Annotated in this window: 12 protein-coding genes and 1 other RNA gene; 7 read left to right on the top strand and 6 right to left on the bottom strand. The window is 56.9% G+C overall.

Translation table 11 applies throughout. The features are described from left to right. Position 1 precedes the first annotated feature (1 nt). On the top strand, positions 2-631 hold the full coding sequence (locus tag ACOTWU_RS03610) for a helix-turn-helix domain-containing protein (protein WP_017693577.1): 630 nt from the start codon (positions 2-4) through the stop codon (positions 629-631). Between the two features lie 46 nt (positions 632-677). Here ACOTWU_RS03610 and ACOTWU_RS03605 read toward each other — a convergent pair whose 3' ends face one another. The 3 genes from ACOTWU_RS03605 to ydiJ all read right to left on the bottom strand — a co-directional run bounded on the left by ACOTWU_RS03605 (position 678) and on the right by ydiJ (position 4,421). Then, entirely contained in the window at positions 678-872 is a 195-nt protein-coding gene (locus tag ACOTWU_RS03605; protein WP_003857766.1) for a YdiH family protein, read from the bottom strand. A gap of 85 nt (positions 873-957) precedes the next feature. Then, the gene (gene menI / locus ACOTWU_RS03600) at positions 958-1,368 is read right to left on the bottom strand and encodes a 1,4-dihydroxy-2-naphthoyl-CoA hydrolase (RefSeq protein ID WP_045349028.1); all 411 of its coding nucleotides are present in this window, start codon (positions 1,366-1,368) and stop codon (positions 958-960) included. Then, on the bottom strand, positions 1,365-4,421 hold the full coding sequence (ydiJ, locus tag ACOTWU_RS03595) for a D-2-hydroxyglutarate dehydrogenase YdiJ (RefSeq protein WP_023303534.1): 3,057 nt from the start codon (positions 4,419-4,421) through the stop codon (positions 1,365-1,367). The genes menI and ydiJ overlap by 4 nt, the downstream gene beginning before the upstream one ends. Positions 4,422-4,620: 199 nt before the next feature. Here ydiJ and ydiK point away from each other — a divergent pair, with 199 nt between their 5' ends. Continuing rightward, positions 4,621-5,736: an AI-2E family transporter YdiK gene (gene ydiK, locus ACOTWU_RS03590; RefSeq protein ID WP_015570721.1), complete on the top strand. Its 1,116-nt coding sequence runs from the start codon at positions 4,621-4,623 to the stop codon at positions 5,734-5,736. Between the two features lie 208 nt (positions 5,737-5,944). Beyond that, positions 5,945-6,052: antisense sRNA RprA (gene rprA, locus ACOTWU_RS03585), an RNA gene on the top strand. 5 nt (positions 6,053-6,057) lie between these two features. On the opposite strand, the gene ACOTWU_RS03580 is transcribed toward rprA, so the two are convergent. From ACOTWU_RS03580 to ppsA, 3 genes are all read right to left on the bottom strand, one after another. After that, positions 6,058-8,433 (bottom strand): glycoside hydrolase family 3 N-terminal domain-containing protein, encoded by a 2,376-nt coding sequence (locus tag ACOTWU_RS03580; protein WP_063623903.1) that lies wholly within the window; start codon positions 8,431-8,433, stop codon positions 6,058-6,060. Positions 8,434-8,436: 3 nt separating this feature from the next. Further along, on the bottom strand, positions 8,437-9,837 hold the full coding sequence (locus ACOTWU_RS03575; protein ID WP_126498915.1) for an MFS transporter: 1,401 nt from the start codon (positions 9,835-9,837) through the stop codon (positions 8,437-8,439). 234 nt (positions 9,838-10,071) lie between these two features. Further along, a complete protein-coding gene (gene ppsA / locus ACOTWU_RS03570) occupies positions 10,072-12,450 on the bottom strand; it encodes a phosphoenolpyruvate synthase (RefSeq protein ID WP_017693581.1) in 2,379 nt (792 codons plus the stop codon). Positions 12,451-12,785: 335 nt separating this feature from the next. Between ppsA and ppsR the strand changes: the two genes are divergently transcribed. The 4 genes from ppsR to ACOTWU_RS03550 all read left to right on the top strand — a co-directional run bounded on the left by ppsR (position 12,786) and on the right by ACOTWU_RS03550 (position 17,273). After that, positions 12,786-13,619: a posphoenolpyruvate synthetase regulatory kinase/phosphorylase PpsR gene (gene ppsR, locus ACOTWU_RS03565; protein ID WP_017384644.1), complete on the top strand. Its 834-nt coding sequence runs from the start codon at positions 12,786-12,788 to the stop codon at positions 13,617-13,619. A gap of 150 nt (positions 13,620-13,769) precedes the next feature. Further along, positions 13,770-14,816 (top strand): 3-deoxy-7-phosphoheptulonate synthase AroH, encoded by a 1,047-nt coding sequence (gene aroH, locus ACOTWU_RS03560; RefSeq protein WP_059295467.1) that lies wholly within the window; start codon positions 13,770-13,772, stop codon positions 14,814-14,816. A gap of 209 nt (positions 14,817-15,025) precedes the next feature. Next, positions 15,026-15,214: a hemin uptake protein HemP gene (hemP, locus tag ACOTWU_RS03555; protein WP_015570723.1), complete on the top strand. Its 189-nt coding sequence runs from the start codon at positions 15,026-15,028 to the stop codon at positions 15,212-15,214. Between the two features lie 76 nt (positions 15,215-15,290). Then, positions 15,291-17,273 (top strand): TonB-dependent hemoglobin/transferrin/lactoferrin family receptor, encoded by a 1,983-nt coding sequence (locus tag ACOTWU_RS03550; RefSeq protein WP_126498916.1) that lies wholly within the window; start codon positions 15,291-15,293, stop codon positions 17,271-17,273. The last annotated feature ends 33 nt before the right edge of the window (positions 17,274-17,306 follow it).

Raw genomic sequence — 17,306 nt, 5'->3', positions numbered from 1 at the left:
TATGTCTTCTGACAAACCATCGCATCGCGGCTCTCCCTATGCTCAGGAACTGATTTCTCATTTACAGCCGCACTGCGCCACGCATAAAACCGATCCCGGCGAGCAACTTGATCTCCAGGTTGACGGGCAGAGCATGTGTTATTTAATTCTTGACGGCACGGTCGCCATATACAGAAGAAGCGACGACATGATGCTTTCAACGGCGCGCAGTCCCGCCCTGTTTGGCCTCGCTAACCTGACGGACATTTATTTTAATGACTACCTCCGAACGGTAACGCCTTGCCTGATTGGTGTGCTCACGACCGATCGGGTGGCTGAAATTATCAAAGAGAAGGCGCTGTGGGGGCTGCTTTCTAATCATCTGATGTTTGTCTATAACCGCCTCTATCACAACGTCATGCCGAAAGGCGCGCCAACCGCGTACGAGATGATTCGCCAGCAGCTCGTGCTGCTGATGCAGGAAGATGACAGCTACCGACGCAGCGTGACGGCGGAAAGGTATATCAGGGATAAAACCCATCTTTCCCGCAGTGGCGTAATGCGGATCCTGGCTGATCTGAAAACGGGTGGGTTCATCGAAATGGAAGAAGGCCGGCTGATTAAAATTAACAAACTGCCTGCCAGATACTGAATGTCAGACACAAAAAAGGCCGCGCTTGCGGCCTTTTCTTCACTGCTTAATGGACGTGAACGCCCAACCGCCAGGCAAAGTAGATCTCTTCTTTCAGTTCGTTTGAAGAGAGCGCCAGCAAATCCGTAAATTCCAGCTCAAGCTGTTTCAGCTTTTTCAGGTACTGGGCGGGAGACAGATTGCTTTTATCGCGACGTAAATATTCAATTGCCAGCTGTGTTGGGGTTATTTCAGTATCCATGATGTCCTCGCTTATGTTCAAAACGTGACCAGTATATCACAATCAGGCGGCTAATTTTTGACCAAAAGCAAGACATCTGGAAACTTTACACAACGGCCGTCGTCAGCCTGGATGAACAACACAGGCGATCCTGCTCGTCCAGAATATCAATCTGCCACACCTGATGACGGCTTCCGGCATGCAGCGCCCGGCAGATGCCGCGCACGCGCCCGCTGCGAACGGAGCGGATGTGGTTGGCATTGACCTCCAGACCCACCACCTTCTGCTCTCCTTCCGTACACAGGTAGCCCGCCACCGACCCCAGCGTTTCGGCCAGCACGACGGACGCGCCGCCGTGCAACAGGCCAAAGGGTTGATGAGTGCGGCTGTCTACCGGCATCGTCGCTTCCAGTTCGTTGTCGCCAATGCGCGTGAACTGGATGTCCAGCAAACCGACCATGTTCTCCGCGCCCATGGCATTTAAGGCCTCAAGGGTGAACGCACGTTTCCAGATCATCCGATAATCTCCAGTAAAGCCTGCAATGGATGGCGGACGCCGTTACCTTCCACCCGTTTCACCTGGCTGCGGCAGGAGTAGCCCGTCGCCAGACAGCGGTTGCGTGGCAGGCGCTGCATCGCCTGATGCCATGACAGCTCGTAAATGCCGAGCGAATTAGCGTGGTTTTTGACTTCATGGCCGTAGGTTCCGGCCATACCGCAGCAGCCCACGTTAACGCTTTCCAGCTTCGCGCCAAACCGGGCGAAGATAGAAGCCCACTGGGCAGGCGCCGTCGGCAGCGCCGTCACTTCAGTGCAGTGCCCAAACAGATACCAGGCTTCTCCACTCACCTCCTGAGTGGGCGTTTGCGTCAGCACCGCAGGCAGCCACTCGTGCACCAGTAAGACCTGAAAATCACCGCGCTTATCGCCGAGCGTCTGCTTATATTCATCCCGGTAACAGAGCACCAGCGCCGGATCGACGCCCACCATCGGCATGCCGAGCTGCGCCACGCGATTCAGAAAATCTGAAGTTTTCTGCGCGGTTTTCGCAAAGCGGGTGAGGAAGCCTTTAATGTGCTGCGCCTTGCCGTTCGGCGAGAACGGCAGCACCACCGGCTGGTAGCCGATTTTCTCGGCCAGTCGGACAAAATCGGCCACCACCTGCGCATCGTAATAGCTGGTAAACGGATCCTGCACTACCAGCACCACCTTCGCTTTCTGCTCAGGGCTTAATGCTTCCAGTTGTTCCAGGGTCATGTTAGCCGAGCGGTGCCCCACCAGCCGACGCTGGAGTGATGGCACCGACAGCAGCGGCAGGTCCACCATGCCGATATGTTTTTCTGACAGTTTGCGCACCAGCGGCTGGTTGATAAAGAAGTTAAAGGTTTTTGGCGCACGGGCCATCAGCGGCGCGTAACTCTCCACCGTCGCCACCAGATGATCGCGCATCGGGCGCAGATAACGCGTGTGGTACAGCTGGAGGAAGCGGGAACGGAATTCCGGTACGTCAATTTTAATTGGGCACTGGGTTGAACACGCCTTGCACGCCAGGCAGCCGGACATTGCCTCTTTCACCTCATGCGAGAAATCGTATTCGCCTTTGTTCGCATGCCAGCTGTTGCGGGTGCGTTCGATAAGCCCGCGCAGGCTGGCGCGTTTTTCCGGCAGCTCCTGTTCCAGCTTGAGCGGGTCAACGCCGCGGTCGGCCAGCAGGCGCAGCCATTCGCGCACCAGCGTGGCACGCCCTTTCGGGGAATGAATGCGGTTGCTGGTGATTTTCATCGACGGACACATCGGGCTTTTCACATCGAAGTTGAAGCACAGCCCGTTGCCGTTGCACTCCATCGCGCCGCGCCAGGAAGCGCGTACCGCAATCGGAATTTGTCGGTCATAGGTACCGCGCTTGACGGCGTCCACCTGCAACATCGGCGCATCAATGCCCTCCGGCGGGCAGATTTTTCCCGGGTTAAGGCGGTTATCGGGATCAAAAGCGGCTTTTACCTTACGCAGCTCGGCGTAAAGTTGTTCGCCAAAAAACGCCGGGCTGTACTCGGCGCGGAATCCTTTGCCGTGCTCGCCCCATAACAAGCCGCCGTATTTGGCCGTGAGGGCCACGACCTCGTCGGAGATCTCCTTCATCAGGATCTCCTGCTGCGGGTCGCACATGTCCAGCGCCGGGCGCACGTGCAGCACACCCGCGTCCACGTGCCCGAACATGCCATAGCTCAGACCATGGCTGTCGAGCAGCGCGCGAAACTCCACAATATAATCAGCAAGGTGCTCCGGCGGCACGCAGGTATCTTCCGCAAACGGAATCGGCTTCGCCGCCCCTTTCGCGTTGCCGAGCAGCCCCACCGCCTTTTTACGCATCGCGTAGATTCGCTCGATGCCGGAGAGATCGTTACACAGCTGCCAGCCAATGACGCCGCCTTCCTCCTGGGCAATCAGCTCGTCCAGACGCTGGCAGAGCGTGCTCACCTGGCTCTCAATCAGCTCTGCGTCATCCCCGGCGAACTCGACGATGTTCAGGCCGAGCATCTCTTTATCCGGCACGTCGGTAATCAGTTCGCTCACCGAATGCCAGACGATATCTTCCCGGGCCAGGTTCAGAACTTTTGAATCGACGGTTTCCACCGACAGCGCCCGCGCCTCCACCATAAACGGTGCATTACGCAGCGCGGAGTCAAAGGAGTTGTATTTGACGTTCACCAGACGGCGTACCTTTGGCAACCGGGTGATATCCAGACGCGCTTCGGTGATGAAGGCCAGCGTCCCTTCTGACCCGGTCAGTACGCGGGTAAGATCGAACTGGCTCAGATCGTCATTAAAGACATGGCGCAGATCGTAGCCCGTCAGGAAGCGGTTAAGCTTCGGGAATTTGTTGAGGATCAGTTCGCGATTTTCGCGGCAGCGCTCCAGCACGGTACGATAAATCCGTCCGCTGGTGGTGCTCTCTTTTGCCAGCGTTTCGGCCAGCTCGATCGGCATCGGTTGGGTATCGAGGATATCGCCCCCCAGCAGCACCGCCCGCACACCCATAACGTGATCGGAGGTTTTGCCGTAGACCAGCGAGCCCTGCCCCGAGGCATCGGTGTTGATCATCCCGCCAATGGTCGCGCGGTTACTGGTGGAAAGCTCTGGCGCAAAAAAATAGCCGTAAGGTTTCAAAAACTGATTCAGCTGATCTTTGATCACCCCCGCTTCCACTCGCACCCACCCCTCTTCCGGGTTGATCTCAATGATGCGGTTCATATAGCGGGACATATCAATGATGATGCCCTGGTTCAGCGCCTGCCCGTTGGTACCCGTCCCGCCGCCGCGTGGGGTAAAGACCAGGGTGCTGAAACGCTCCTGCGACGCCAGACGGGCGATGAGCGCCACATCGGCGGTAGAGCGCGGGAAAACGACGGCATCGGGAAGAAGCTGGTAAATACTGTTATCGGTCGCCATCGTCAGCCTGTCGGCATAATCGGTGGCGGTGTCACCTGTAAAACCCTGTTGCTCCAGTGCCTGCAAAAAATTAAGCACCAGCTGAACGACGCCCGGTGCCTGAGAAATCTGTGGGATCATTGCTGTCGACCCTAATGAGAATAGTGTGAAATCGTTTGCGTTGTGTCTGGAAAGTTTTATCACATTTTTTTCTTATGTGCTTCGTAGAATTACGGGCAAAATCCGCCTGTCAAAAATCGCTGAAATCACTAATGATTAGAGAGATGCGGTTTATATTCCCATCAGCCTTGCTGGTGTTCATTTAAGGAAAGTTTCGTTTATGGTCAATCTTCGTCAGCCCAGGGATGTCGCGCAGATACTGCTGTCGGTGCTGTTCTTAGCCATTATGATTATTGCGTGTCTGTGGATTGTTCGTCCTTTCGTGCTCGGATTTGCCTGGGCCGCGACCGTCGTCGTCGCAACCTGGCCTTTACTCTTACGTTTGCAGAAACTGCTGTTTGGTCGCCGCGGCCTGGCCGTGCTGGTGATGACGCTGCTGTTGTTCCTGCTGTTTATTATTCCCATTGCACTGCTGGTTAACAGCCTGGTTGACAGTAGCGGCCCGGTTATTCGCGCGGTCACCAGCGGTGATATGACGCTGCCGGATCTCGCGTGGCTGAACAGTATTCCTGTTGTGGGCGCAAAACTGTACAGCGGCTGGCACAGCCTGCTGGAGATGGGCGGTAGCGCCCTGATGGCCAAAGTGCGTCCGTACATCGGCACAACCACCACCTGGTTTGTGGGGCAGGCTGCGCACATTGGTCGCTTCATGATGCACTGTACGTTGATGCTGGTCTTCAGCGCCCTGCTGTACTGGCGCGGCGAGCAGGTTGCGCTGGGGGTGCGTCATTTCGCCACCCGACTGGCAGGTAAACGCGGCGATGCGGCCGTGCTGCTGGCAGCCCAGGCCGTCCGCGCGGTAGCGCTCGGCGTGGTGGTCACAGCGCTGGTGCAGGCTGTACTTGGCGGAATCGGGCTGGCAATTTCCGGCGTACCTTATGCCACCATTTTCACCGTCGTCATGCTGATGACCTGTCTGGCTCAGCTCGGTCCGCTGCTGGTGCTGGTTCCCTGCATTATCTGGCTTTACTGGACGGGGGACACGACCTGGGGCACGGTGCTACTGGTCTGGAGTTGCGTGGTGGGCACCATGGATAACGTGATCCGTCCCCTCCTCATCCGCATGGGCGCTGACCTGCCGCTGATTCTGATCCTGTCCGGGGTGATCGGGGGGTTAATTGCCTTCGGCATGATTGGCCTGTTCATCGGTCCGGTGCTGCTTGCGGTAACCTGGCGTCTCTTCTCCGCCTGGGTGCATGAAGTGCCGCCGCCGGGAACCGACCCTGACGTCATCTTAAGCGAACTTGAAGAACTGGAAGATAAGAACGCGCAGTAAGAACGTAGGCCGGGTGGCGCTAACGCTTACCCGGCTACACTCTCCACAGCAATACTTAAACGTTGCTAAACTATTTATTCTCTGCACACTGGTCAGACCCGCCTTTTTCTGCCTAAAACCGTCATTCTCTTCAAGAAATCTTTACCTGCCTTTAACTATTGAGACGAATCCGATCGACTCAAAATCCTGGCATGCCTACTATTAAGACACGGTTATAAATCAACACCTTGATTTATAAGCATGGAAATCCCCTGAGTGAAACAACGAATTGCTGTGTGTAGTCTTTGCCCATCTCCCACGATGGGCTTTTTTTTATCCTTTTTACGCCCGTGTAATGTCACAGCGGCTGAGCATGCGCCATTCCCCCGCCAGCTCCCGCGTCTCCCCGGTTACCAGCACGTTCACCACCTCGCGTATATCCGCCGAGGACGCGCCAACCTGTAGCTCAAATTCCCCTGGCTCGACAATCCGCTTCCCGTCCCGGCGGGTGAAATTAAACATCTCCACCGGCAGGGTAAAGGTCAGCGTGGCGGTTTCTCCCGGTGAAAGCGTAACGCGCTGGAACGCTTTCAGCTCCTGAAGCGGACGCACCTGCGTGGCGACCTTATCGCGTACGTACACCTGTACCACTTCGCTGCCGCTGCGCTCGCCGGTGTTGGTGATATCGACGCTTAACGCCACCTCTCCGTCGATCGGGACGCGGCTTTCCGCCAGGCGGGCCGCGCCCCAGCGAAACTGCGTCCAGCCGAGACCGTAACCGAACGGGTAAAGTGCGCCGAAATGGAACGCAAACGGCGTGCCGCCGCTTTTCAGCTTGTGGTTATAGTAGTACGGCATCGCCCCGGCGTTTTTCGGCACGCTCACTACCAGCCTGCCCTGCGGCTCCGCGCGGCCGGTTAATACATCGGCAATCGCCCAGCCCCCTTCCTGCCCCGGCGCCCAGGCCATCATCAGCGCGGCCACCTTCTCTTCCAGCCCCTGAAGGTTATAAGGACGCCCACCCGTCATGACGACAATCACCGGCTTACCGGTTGCCACCAGCGCCTCCAGCAGCTGTTGCTGCACGCCCGGCAGATCCAGCGAATCGGTATCCGAACCTTCCCCCACGGTGCCGCTCTGGAATAGTCCGGCGAGGTCGCCCACGCAGGCTACCACCACGTCACTCTCTTTTGCCGCGCTCACGGCGTCGGGGATCAGATCCGTGCGTTGTGAAACCGGCGATTGCTGCATCGGCTTACCGCCGCTGTCGCCCGGGAACACCGGTGCGCCCGCCATCCGTTTTTCGATAATGTGACACCCTTTGGCGTAACGTATCTGTGATGCGCCAAGGTACTGTTCCAGCGCCGCGCGCGGGGTAGTCACCTGCGAAGTGTCTTCAACCATATCGCTGATAATCAGGTGAACCGGGAAGCTGTAGCCGCTCAGTAACGCCAGTGGATCGTCCGCCGTCGGCCCCACTACCGCTACACGGGGTTTTCCGCCGAGGGGCAAAATGCCGTTATTTTCCAGCAGCGTGATCGATTTTGTTGCCACCTCGCGCGCCACCTGCCGGGTCGCCTCATTCTGCAAATCGATACCGTCTTCGTCGGCGTACGGTTTTTCAAACAGCCCAAGACGGAATTTTTCACTGAGCACGCGCGCCACAATCTCATCCACTTTCGCCATTGAGATAAGCCCACGCTCTACCGCTTCCGCCAGATGACGCGCGCAGTCATCCTTCGGCAATTCCACGTCCAGCCCGGCGTTAAACGCCAGAGCCGCCGATTGTGCTGGATCGTGAGAAATCCCGTGGTGCTGGTGCAGCAGGCTGACGCCGCCGTAATCCGCCACGATAATGCCGTCGAAGCCCCACTGTTCACGCAGCACGGTGGTGAGCAGAAAATGGTCGCTGTGCCCTGGCTGATTATCAATGTCGTGATAGGCTGGCATCACCGAACCGGCGTTGGCCAGCTTCACCGCCATCTCAAACGGCAGCAGGAAGGTATCGTTTAGCTCGTTGAAACCGAGATGAACCGGCGCATGATTGCGCGCCCCTTCGCTGAAGGAGTGGCCGACGTAATGTTTCAGGGTCGCCAGCAGATCGCGCTTATCGCCCTGCAACCCCTTCACGTACGCCGTCGCCATCACCCCTACCAGCCACGGATCTTCCCCAAAGGTCTCTTCCGTCCGTCCCCAGCGCACATCGCGCGAGACATCCAGCACCGGGGCCAGCCCCTGCTGGCACCCGACGGATCGGGCCTCTTTGCCAATCTGCTCCGCCGTGCGCTGCACCAGCGCCGGGTCCCAGGTAGAACCGTAGTTCAGCGACGACGGGAACAGCGTTGCATCTTTGCACAGCAGCCCCACCAGACACTCCTCATGAAACAGCGCCGGAATGCCGAGCCGGGTCTCCTCCATCATCATGCGTTGCAGGCGGTTGGCGGCACGCACGCCGGTTTTTGCATCAACAATGTGCGTGCCGAGCGGGCGGGTGATCTGCCCGACGCCCAGCTTCAGCCTTTCGCTGAGGGACGCCTGTTCACTCACGCCGGCGAATTCATCGCTCAGATCGCTGCGCTCGCGGTGGTTGCCGTGTTCATCAAGGATCAGCCAGTACGCGTGCATCTGGGCAAATTTCTCTTCCGGCGTCATACGCGCCAGTAAATCAGCGACACGCTCGTGTACGGAACGTCCCGCGTCCTTGTAGATCGCAGTCATGGTTTACTCCTGTAGTGCGGATTGGGTTGCCGGGCTGAGCTGCCCCGCATCGTTTCGACTATCGCGTTTGCTGGCCAGCTCGCGGGCGATGCTGTCCACCAGCCGGCTGTTAAGTTTGTAGATGGCAAGGAGCGCCACCATGCAGAGGAACAGCGCGCAGGGGATCAGGGTGAACAGGGCATTGATGGTTGCGAGAACGTGAGGCGCCTGGTTTGCCTGACCGGGAGCGTAATCCACCATGCCAAGCACCCAACCGACCACCGCCCCACCCAGCGCCAGCCCAAACTTGATGGCAAACAGGGCGGTAGAAAAGACCAGCCCGTCCAGGCGGCGGCCACTACGGTGTTCTTCGTAGTCCACCACATCGGAGAACATGGTCCATTGCAGCGGCGTGGTCAGGTTCTGAATAAAACTAAACACAATATTCAGACCGAATATCAGCCACACCTGCGAAGGCGGAATGAAGAAAATCAGCGCGCCAAAAATAACGAAAGAAATAATGGTCCACTGATAGGCACGCACCCGGTCAAATTTGCCCAGCAGGCGTTCAGATAATAATGCGCCGCTTAAGGAGGCCACCATGCCGGAAACAATAAAGGCAAAAACCAGTTCCGGACGTAACAGAACATAATTAACGTAATACATGGTCGCAGAGCCACGCGTCACGACGGCGGTTAACAGTAAAATATTAAACAGAAAAACAATTCGCCACTGGCTATTGGCGGCCAGCAGTTTTAAATCCGTCAGCATCGAGCCGGAGGTGTCATTGCGCGGCGAGTAACGCTCCCGGCTCATAAAGAAGCAGCAGAAGAATAAAACAATGCCCAGCAGCCCCATCAGGCTCATGGCATAGAAATAGCCTTTTTGCACATTCCCCTGGCCTAATAATGAGACCAGCGGCAGCGCGATGACCGTTACAATCAACCCGCCGATAAACGACAGGCCAAAGCGCCAGGATTGCAGCGAGTGGCGTTCGCGCGGGTCGAGCGTCAGCGCGCCGGGCATGGCGCAGTAAGGGACGTTAATCGCGGAATAGATCAGGCTCAGGATGGCATAGGTTACGCAGGCATAGACAATTTTTGCCGTCGCCCCGGCATCCGGTACGTAGAAGGTAATCAGGCAGCTCACGCCAAACGGAATGGCAAACCAGAGCAGCCAGGGACGAAAACGACCGTGGCGGGTCTGAGTGCGGTCCACCAGCGCGCCAATGCACGGGTCGACAAACGCATCGACCACGCGCACCACTAAAAACATGGTGCCCATAATGGCCGCAGGCAAACCGAATACGTCCGTATAGAAATAAGCGAGAAATAACGTTGCCGTTTGCCAGACCAGCGCGCTGGCCATATCGCCGAGGCCGTAACCTATTTTATCTTTGGTACGTAATACAGAGGAGATTGTCATTGTTATTTGCCTTTTTATCAGGTTAAAACGTATTTCAACCAGTCGCGCATCATCCCGACGGATGTACGCGGTAAGGCTCAAGTATTAGCAACGCCCTGCCCGCTAACAATTGTCTAAATTAACAGATAAATTATGATATTTGGTTTTTTGCTTTATTTGTGATGGTGAGCATATTCGCAGGAAAATAAAAAAGGCGAGGACAGATATCCTCGCCTTTTTCAGGTTGTGCAGGTTTTACTTGTTCAGCTCTGCCAGGCTCAGCCAGGTCTGCACCACGGTGTCCGGGTTCAGGGAGAGGCTATCAATCCCCTCATCCATCAGCCAGGCCGCAAAGTCTTCATGGTCAGAAGGACCCTGGCCGCAAATCCCGACATATTTACCCTGTTTCTTCGCCGCGCGGATGGCCATGGAGAGCAGCGCTTTCACCGCCTCGTTACGCTCATCGAACAGCTCAGAGACGACGCCGGAGTCGCGGTCCAGGCCGAGCGCCAGCTGCGTCATGTCATTCGAGCCAATGGAGAAGCCGTCGAAGTGCTCCAGGAACTGCTCGGCCAGCAGGGCGTTGGACGGAATTTCACACATCATGATGATCTTCAGCCCGTTCTCACCGCGCTTCAGCCCCTGACGCGCCAGCTCATCCACCACCGCTTTCGCCTGATCCACGGTACGGACGAACGGGATCATGATTTCCACGTTGGCCAGCCCCATGTCATTGCGCACGCGTTTTACCGCCTCGCACTCCAGCGCGAAGCAGTCGCGGAAGCTTTCCGACACGTAGCGTCCGGCACCGCGGAAGCCCAGCATCGGGTTCTCTTCTTCCGGCTCGTAGCGTTCGCCGCCCACCAGGTTGGCGTATTCGTTGGACTTAAAGTCCGACAGACGCACGATCACGCGTTTCGGGTAGAAGGCCGCGCCGAGCGTGGCGATCCCTTCCGTCAGACGCCCCACATAGAACTCTCTCGGCGAGTCGTAACCCTTCATCATCTCGCGGATTTCGTTTTGCAGTTTTGCGTCCTGGTCGTCGAACTCCAGCAGCGCACGCGGGTGCACCCCGATCATACGGTTAATAATAAATTCCAGACGCGCCAGGCCCACGCCTTCGTTCGGCAGGCAGGCGAAGTCAAACGCGCGGTCCGGGTTACCGACGTTCATCATGATCTTCAGCGGCAGGTCCGGCATGGTATCCACGCTGGAGCTTTTCACGCTGAAGTCGAGGATATCGGCATACACGTAGCCGGTATCGCCTTCAGCGCAGGAGACCGTCACCTTCTGGTCATCCTTCATGCGTTCGGTCGCGTCACCGCAGCCGACTACCGCCGGGATCCCCAGCTCACGGGCGATAATAGCCGCGTGACAGGTACGGCCACCGCGGTTGGTGACGATGGCAGCCGCTTTTTTCATGATCGGTTCCCAGTCCGGGTCGGTCATGTCGGTCACCAGCACGTCGCCGGGCTGAATGCGGTTCATTTCGCTGATGTCGTGGATCACTTTCACCGGACCGGCACCGATGCGGTGACCAATTGCGCGGCCTTCCGCGACAATTTTGCCCTGCGCGTGCAGGGTGTAGCGCTCCATGACCTGACCGCGTGAACGGACGGTTTCCGGACGCGCCTGAACGATAAACAGCTTGCCGGTGTGTCCGTCTTTCGCCCACTCGATGTCCATTGGACGGCCATAGTGTTTTTCAATCTGCACCGCCTGCTTCGCCAGCTCTTCCACTTCGGCGTCGGTCAGTGAGAAGCGATCCCGCTGCTCCTGCGGCACATCTTCAATGGTGACCTGCTTGCCATGCTCTTGCGTCGGAGCATAGATCATGCGAATTTTTTTCGAGCCCATGGTGCGACGTACCACTGCCGGACGGTTAGCCGCCAGCGTAGGCTTGTGCACGTAGAATTCGTCAGGGTTTACCGCCCCCTGCACCACCATTTCGCCCAGACCCCACGCGGAGGTGATAAACACCACCTGGTCGAAGCCGGATTCAGTGTCGATAGAGAACATCACGCCGGAAGAGCCTACGTCGGAACGCACCATGCGCTGTACGCCTGCGGAGAGCGCGACGCCGCGGTGGTCATAGCCCTGATGGACGCGATAGGAGATGGCGCGGTCGTTGAAGAGGGAGGCGAAGACGTGCTTCACCGCCACCAGCACCGCGTCATAGCCCTGAACGTTCAGGAACGTTTCCTGCTGACCGGCGAAAGAGGCGTCCGGCATATCTTCCGCGGTGGCGGAAGAGCGCACGGCAAAGGAGGCCTGCGCGTCGTCAGCGGAGAGCTGGTTGTACGCGTCGTGAATGGCTTTTTCCAGTTCCGGCTGGAAAGGTGTGTCGATAATCCACTGGCGGATTTGCGCGCCGGCTTTGGCAAGCTCGGTGACATCATCAATATCCGTTTTATCCAGCAGGTCGTAAATGCGCTGGTTTACACCGCTCTGGTCTAAAAACAGGTTAAACGCATCGGCGGTTGTGGCAAACCCGTTAGGTACGGAGACACCCATACCGGACAGATTTGTAATCATTTCACCCAGGGAGGCATTTTTGCCCCCAACTCTGTCTACATCATTCATGCCGAGTTGGTTATACCAAAGCACCAGCGGTGACGAGCCATTGTTGGACATCGAAACAATCCTTTTGTGATATTTGATCGGAGTAAGAAACACCTGACTACGTATTTATACTGGCATATTTATTTCCGCTAAAAAAACGGTGAATCGTGTAAGCAATTTAAATTTTCAACTTTTCGGACAGTTTCCCGGCACTCGCTAACCCGATGATTCCTATAGATTCCGGCAAAAACCATAGAAATAAAGCCGCTATTCGAAAAATGAAATCCACTTTTCAGGAAAATCAAAAACACCATTTCATTTTAAATTCAGATAAGTTCTTTGCTGTGAAATTAACTTTTTTAATTTATGCTTTCAGGCAATTACGTACGCTATTCAGGGTGGATAAAATGGATAATGCTGTCGATCGCCACGTTTTTTATATTTCTGATGGGACGGCGATTACCGCCGAGGTGCTGGGACACGCGGTGATGTCGCAGTTTCCGGTATCGATAAATAGCATCACGTTGCCGTTCGTGGAAAATGAGAGCCGGGCCAAAGCGGTCAAGGACCAGATCGACGCCATTTACCAGCAGACCGGCGTTCGTCCGCTGGTGTTCTATTCCATTGTGATCCCTGAGATCCGCAACATCATTTTGCAAAGCGAGGGCTTCTGTCAGGACATCGTGCAGGCGCTGGTTGCTCCCTTGCAAAGCGAGCTGAAGCTCGACCCGACGCCGATCGCCCACCGTACCCACGGGTTGAACCCCGGCAACCTGACCAAATACGATGCACGTATTGCCGCCATTGACTACACCCTGGCGCACGACGACGGGATCTCCCTGCGCAATCTCGACCAGGCGCAGGTGATTTTGCTCGGCGTGTCGCGCTGCGGTAAAACCCCCACCAGCCTTTACCTGGCCATGCAGTTTGGCATTCGCGCCGCCAACTACCCCTTTATTGCCGATGATATGGATAACCTGGTGCTGCCCGCCGCGCTCAAGCCGCTCCAGCATAAGCTGTTTGGGCTGACCATCAACCCGGAACGACTGGCAGCGATCCGCGAAGAACGTCGCGAGAACAGCCGCTACGCCTCGATGCGCCAGTGCCGAATGGAAGTCTCCGAAGTCGAAGCGCTGTACCGGAAAAATCAAATTCCCTGGCTGAACAGTACCAACTATTCAGTAGAAGAAATTGCCACCAAAATCCTCGATATCATGGGGCTGAATCGCCGCATGTACTAATATGCTAGTACATTAATCCAGTTTCAGTTATTATCACGCCATCTTCGGGGCGACGTGCCCCGAACTTGAAATCAGCAGGGATTGGTTTAAGGTGATGCCCATCACTTCCCGGTAGTCTGCCGATGAAGCAAAAAATTTCTGAGACATTCCATGAATAAAACCGACGAACTGCGCACCGCGCGCATTGATAGCCTGGTCACACCGGCTGAACTGGCCCGGCTGCATCCCGTTTCCGCCGAGGTGGCGGACCATGTGACGGCCTCCCGTCGCCGCATCGAAAAAATTCTCAATGGTGAAGACAAACGTCTTCTGGTGGTGATTGGCCCCTGCTCCATCCACGACCTCGACGCGGCAATGGATTATGCACAACGCCTTCAGACGCTGCGCGGCACGTATCAGGATCGCCTGGAGATCGTGATGCGTACCTACTTTGAAAAGCCGCGTACCGTCGTGGGCTGGAAAGGATTGATTTCCGATCCCGATCTGAACGGTAGCTACCGGGTGAATCACGGTATTACGCTGGCGCGCAAGCTGCTGTTACAGGTTAACGAGCTGGGCGTGCCAACTGCCACCGAATTTCTGGATATGGTGACCGGACAGTTTATTGCCGACCTCATTAGCTGGGGCGCGATTGGCGCACGTACCACCGAAAGCCAGATCCACCGTGAAATGGCGTCGGCGCTTTCCTGCCCGGTGGGCTTCAAAAACGGAACGGACGGCAATACCCGAATTGCCGTAGATGCCATCCGCGCGTCACGCGCCAGCCATATGTTCCTCTCCCCGGATAAAAACGGCCAGATGACCATCTACCAGACCAGCGGCAACCCGTTCGGACATATCATTATGCGTGGCGGTAAAAAACCGAATTACCATGCAGAAGATATTGCCGCCGCCTGCGAAACGCTGGCGGAATTTGACCTGCCGGAGCATCTGGTGGTGGATTTCAGCCACGGCAACTGTCAGAAACAGCACCGCCGCCAGCTGGACGTCTGCGAGGAAGTTTGCCAGCAGATCCGCAGCGGCTCGACCGCGGTGACCGGCATTATGGCGGAAAGCTTCATCAAGGAAGGTACACAGAAAATTGTTGCCGGACAGCAGATGGTGTACGGCCAGTCGATCACCGACCCGTGCCTGAGCTGGGAAGACAGCGAGCTGCTGCTGGAGATGCTGGCTTCAGCCGTGGACACACGCTTTTAAAATCCTGCCGGGTGACGCTGCGCTTACCCGGCCTACGGTACGTGCCCTTCTCCCTCTCCCCGTGGGAGAGGGTCGGGGTGAGGGCATCAGACCGCACCTCTCCCCCAAATTTGATCCCGTCACACAATTTTCACAAAAACGCTTGCCGTGAATTTGCAGTTTATTGATAATGATTATCATTGTTACATTGATTGTTATTTATAAACATTATGTCACCTACCGATAACAGCGCGGCAACGCCAACAAAAACACACACAGCACCGTCCCCTGCTCCCACCGATCGCCGAATCGACAGCAAAAGCCTGTTGGGTGAGGAGGGACGGGTCATTATCGAGCATGACGGCCAGCACTACCTGCTGCGCCAGACCAATGCCGGAAAACTGATCCTGACTAAATAAACCAGACAACACATTCGCCAGCCACCCAGGTGATCCCCAGGCAGCCAGCGCTTTTCAATTCTTATGGAGAGTTGCTATGCCACACCTGCAATCCGCGTCTTTACGCCCGTCTCTTCTGGCGCTGGCGATTGTCAGCACCCTGCCGGGCGTTACGTTTGCCGCCGCAGACGAAATCACCGTCACCGCCACCGGCAATGCCCGCAGCGCCTTTGAAGCCCCCATGATGGTGAGCGTGATTGACGCCACCGCGCCGGAAAACCAGACCGCCAGCTCCGCCGCCGACCTGCTGCGCAAGGTGCCCGGTCTGATGCTGGACGGCACCGGGCGCACCAACGGTCAGGACGTTAACCTCCGGGGCTATGACCGCCGTGGCGTGCTGATACTGGTGGATGGCGTGCGCCAGGGCACTGATACCGGACACCTGAACAGCACGTTCCTCGATCCGGCGCTGATCAAACGTATTGAAGTAGTACGTGGTCCTTCCGCCTTGCTGTACGGCAGCGGCGCGCTGGGCGGCGTAATTTCGTATGACACCGTCGACGCCAGCGATCTGCTGGATGCAGGTAAAAACAGCGGCTATCGCGTATTTGCTACCGGTGCAACGGGCGATCATAGCATCGGGATGGGTGCCAGCGCCTATGGCCGCACCGATACCCTGGACGGTCTGGTCTCCTGGTCCAGCCGCGATCGCGGCGACATTCGCCAGAGTGACGGCGCGAGGGCGCCAAACGACGAATCCATCAACAATATGCTGGCGAAAGGCAGCTGGAAAATCGATCCGGCGCAGACGCTGAGTGGCTCCCTGCGCTACTACAACAACGACGCGCAGGAGCCGAAAAATCCGCAGACCACGGATGCCAGCAGCAGTAACCCGATGACCGATCGTTCCACCATTCAGCGCGATGCCCAGCTTGGCTACCGCATTGCGCCAGCCGGAAACGACTGGCTGAACGCCGATGCGAAAATTTACTGGTCCGAAGCGCGGATCAACGCCCAGAACATCGACGCCAGCGGCGAGTTCCGTAAGCAGACTACCAAAGGCGGCAAAGTGGAAAACCGCACCCGCCTGTTCAGCGACTCCTTCGCCTCGCACCTGCTGACCTACGGGGGGGAATACTATCGTCAGGAGCAACACTCTGGCGGCGCGACCACCGGCTTCCCGGACGCGAAAATCGACTTCAGCTCCGGCTGGTTGCAGGATGAGATCACCCTGCGCGACCTGCCGGTAACGCTTCTCGGCGGGACGCGTTACGACAACTACCGCGGCAGCAGCGACGGTTACGACGACGTGGATGCGGATAAGTGGTCATCACGCGCCGGGTTAACCGTGAGTCCAGCCGACTGGCTGATGCTGTTCGGCTCTTACGCCCAGGCCTTCCGTGCGCCAACGATGGGCGAGATGTATAACGACTCGAAGCACTTCTCTATCGGCAGCTTCTACACCAACTACTGGGTGCCGAACCCGAACCTGCGTCCGGAAACTAACGAAACCCAGGAGTTCGGTTTTGGGCTACGTTTTGACGATCTGCTGCTCGCCAACGACGCGCTGGAGTTCAAAGCCAGCTACTTCGACACCAAAGCGAAAGATTACATCTCCACTACCGTCGATTTTGCGGCGGCCACCACCATGTCCTATAACGTACCAAATGCCAAAATCTGGGGCTGGGACATGATGGCGACCTACGCGACCAGTTTGTTCAACCTGGACGTGGCCTACAACCGCACGCGCGGGAAAGATACCGACACGGGCGAATACATCTCCAGCATCAACCCGGACACCGTCACCAGCAAGCTGGATATCCCCGTGGCGCAAAGCGGCTTCTCCGTGGGCTGGATCGGCACCTTCGTCGAACGTTCAACGCACATCAGCAGCAGCTACAGCGAGCAGCCTGGCTACGCAGTGAATGATTTCTACGTCAGCTATAAAGGTCAGCAGCAGTTCAAAGGCATCACCACCACCCTCGTGCTGGGGAACGCCTTCGACAAAGCCTACTGGTCACCACAAGGCATCCCGCAGGATGGCCGCAACGGCAAGATCTTCGTCAGTTATCAATGGTAATTCCCTTCGGGGCAACGATTCAGAAGGATAAGA

The sequence above is a fragment of the Enterobacter cloacae complex sp. GYL001 genome, from assembly GCF_049237125.1.
GTDB lineage: Bacteria > Pseudomonadota > Gammaproteobacteria > Enterobacterales > Enterobacteriaceae > Enterobacter > Enterobacter hormaechei_C.
Note: the sequence above shows the minus strand (reverse complement) of the source record. Positions and strands in the feature narration are given on the sequence as shown.

Coding starts and splice junctions, on each gene's coding strand:
- ACOTWU_RS03605 (WP_003857766.1), bottom strand. CDS start 872: ATGGATACTGAAATAACCCCAACACAGCTGGCAATTGAATATTTACGT.
- ACOTWU_RS03580 (WP_063623903.1), bottom strand. CDS start 8,433: ATGACTGCGATCTACAAGGACGCGGGACGTTCCGTACACGAGCGTGTC.
- ppsR (WP_017384644.1), top strand. CDS start 12,786: ATGGATAATGCTGTCGATCGCCACGTTTTTTATATTTCTGATGGGACG.
- ACOTWU_RS03610 (WP_017693577.1), top strand. CDS start 2: ATGTCTTCTGACAAACCATCGCATCGCGGCTCTCCCTATGCTCAGGAA.
- menI (WP_045349028.1), bottom strand. CDS start 1,368: ATGATCTGGAAACGTGCGTTCACCCTTGAGGCCTTAAATGCCATGGGC.
- aroH (WP_059295467.1), top strand. CDS start 13,770: ATGAATAAAACCGACGAACTGCGCACCGCGCGCATTGATAGCCTGGTC.
- ACOTWU_RS03550 (WP_126498916.1), top strand. CDS start 15,291: ATGCCACACCTGCAATCCGCGTCTTTACGCCCGTCTCTTCTGGCGCTG.
- ydiK (WP_015570721.1), top strand. CDS start 4,621: ATGGTCAATCTTCGTCAGCCCAGGGATGTCGCGCAGATACTGCTGTCG.
- ppsA (WP_017693581.1), bottom strand. CDS start 12,450: ATGTCCAACAATGGCTCGTCACCGCTGGTGCTTTGGTATAACCAACTC.
- hemP (WP_015570723.1), top strand. CDS start 15,026: ATGTCACCTACCGATAACAGCGCGGCAACGCCAACAAAAACACACACA.
- ACOTWU_RS03575 (WP_126498915.1), bottom strand. CDS start 9,837: ATGACAATCTCCTCTGTATTACGTACCAAAGATAAAATAGGTTACGGC.
- ydiJ (WP_023303534.1), bottom strand. CDS start 4,421: ATGATCCCACAGATTTCTCAGGCACCGGGCGTCGTTCAGCTGGTGCTT.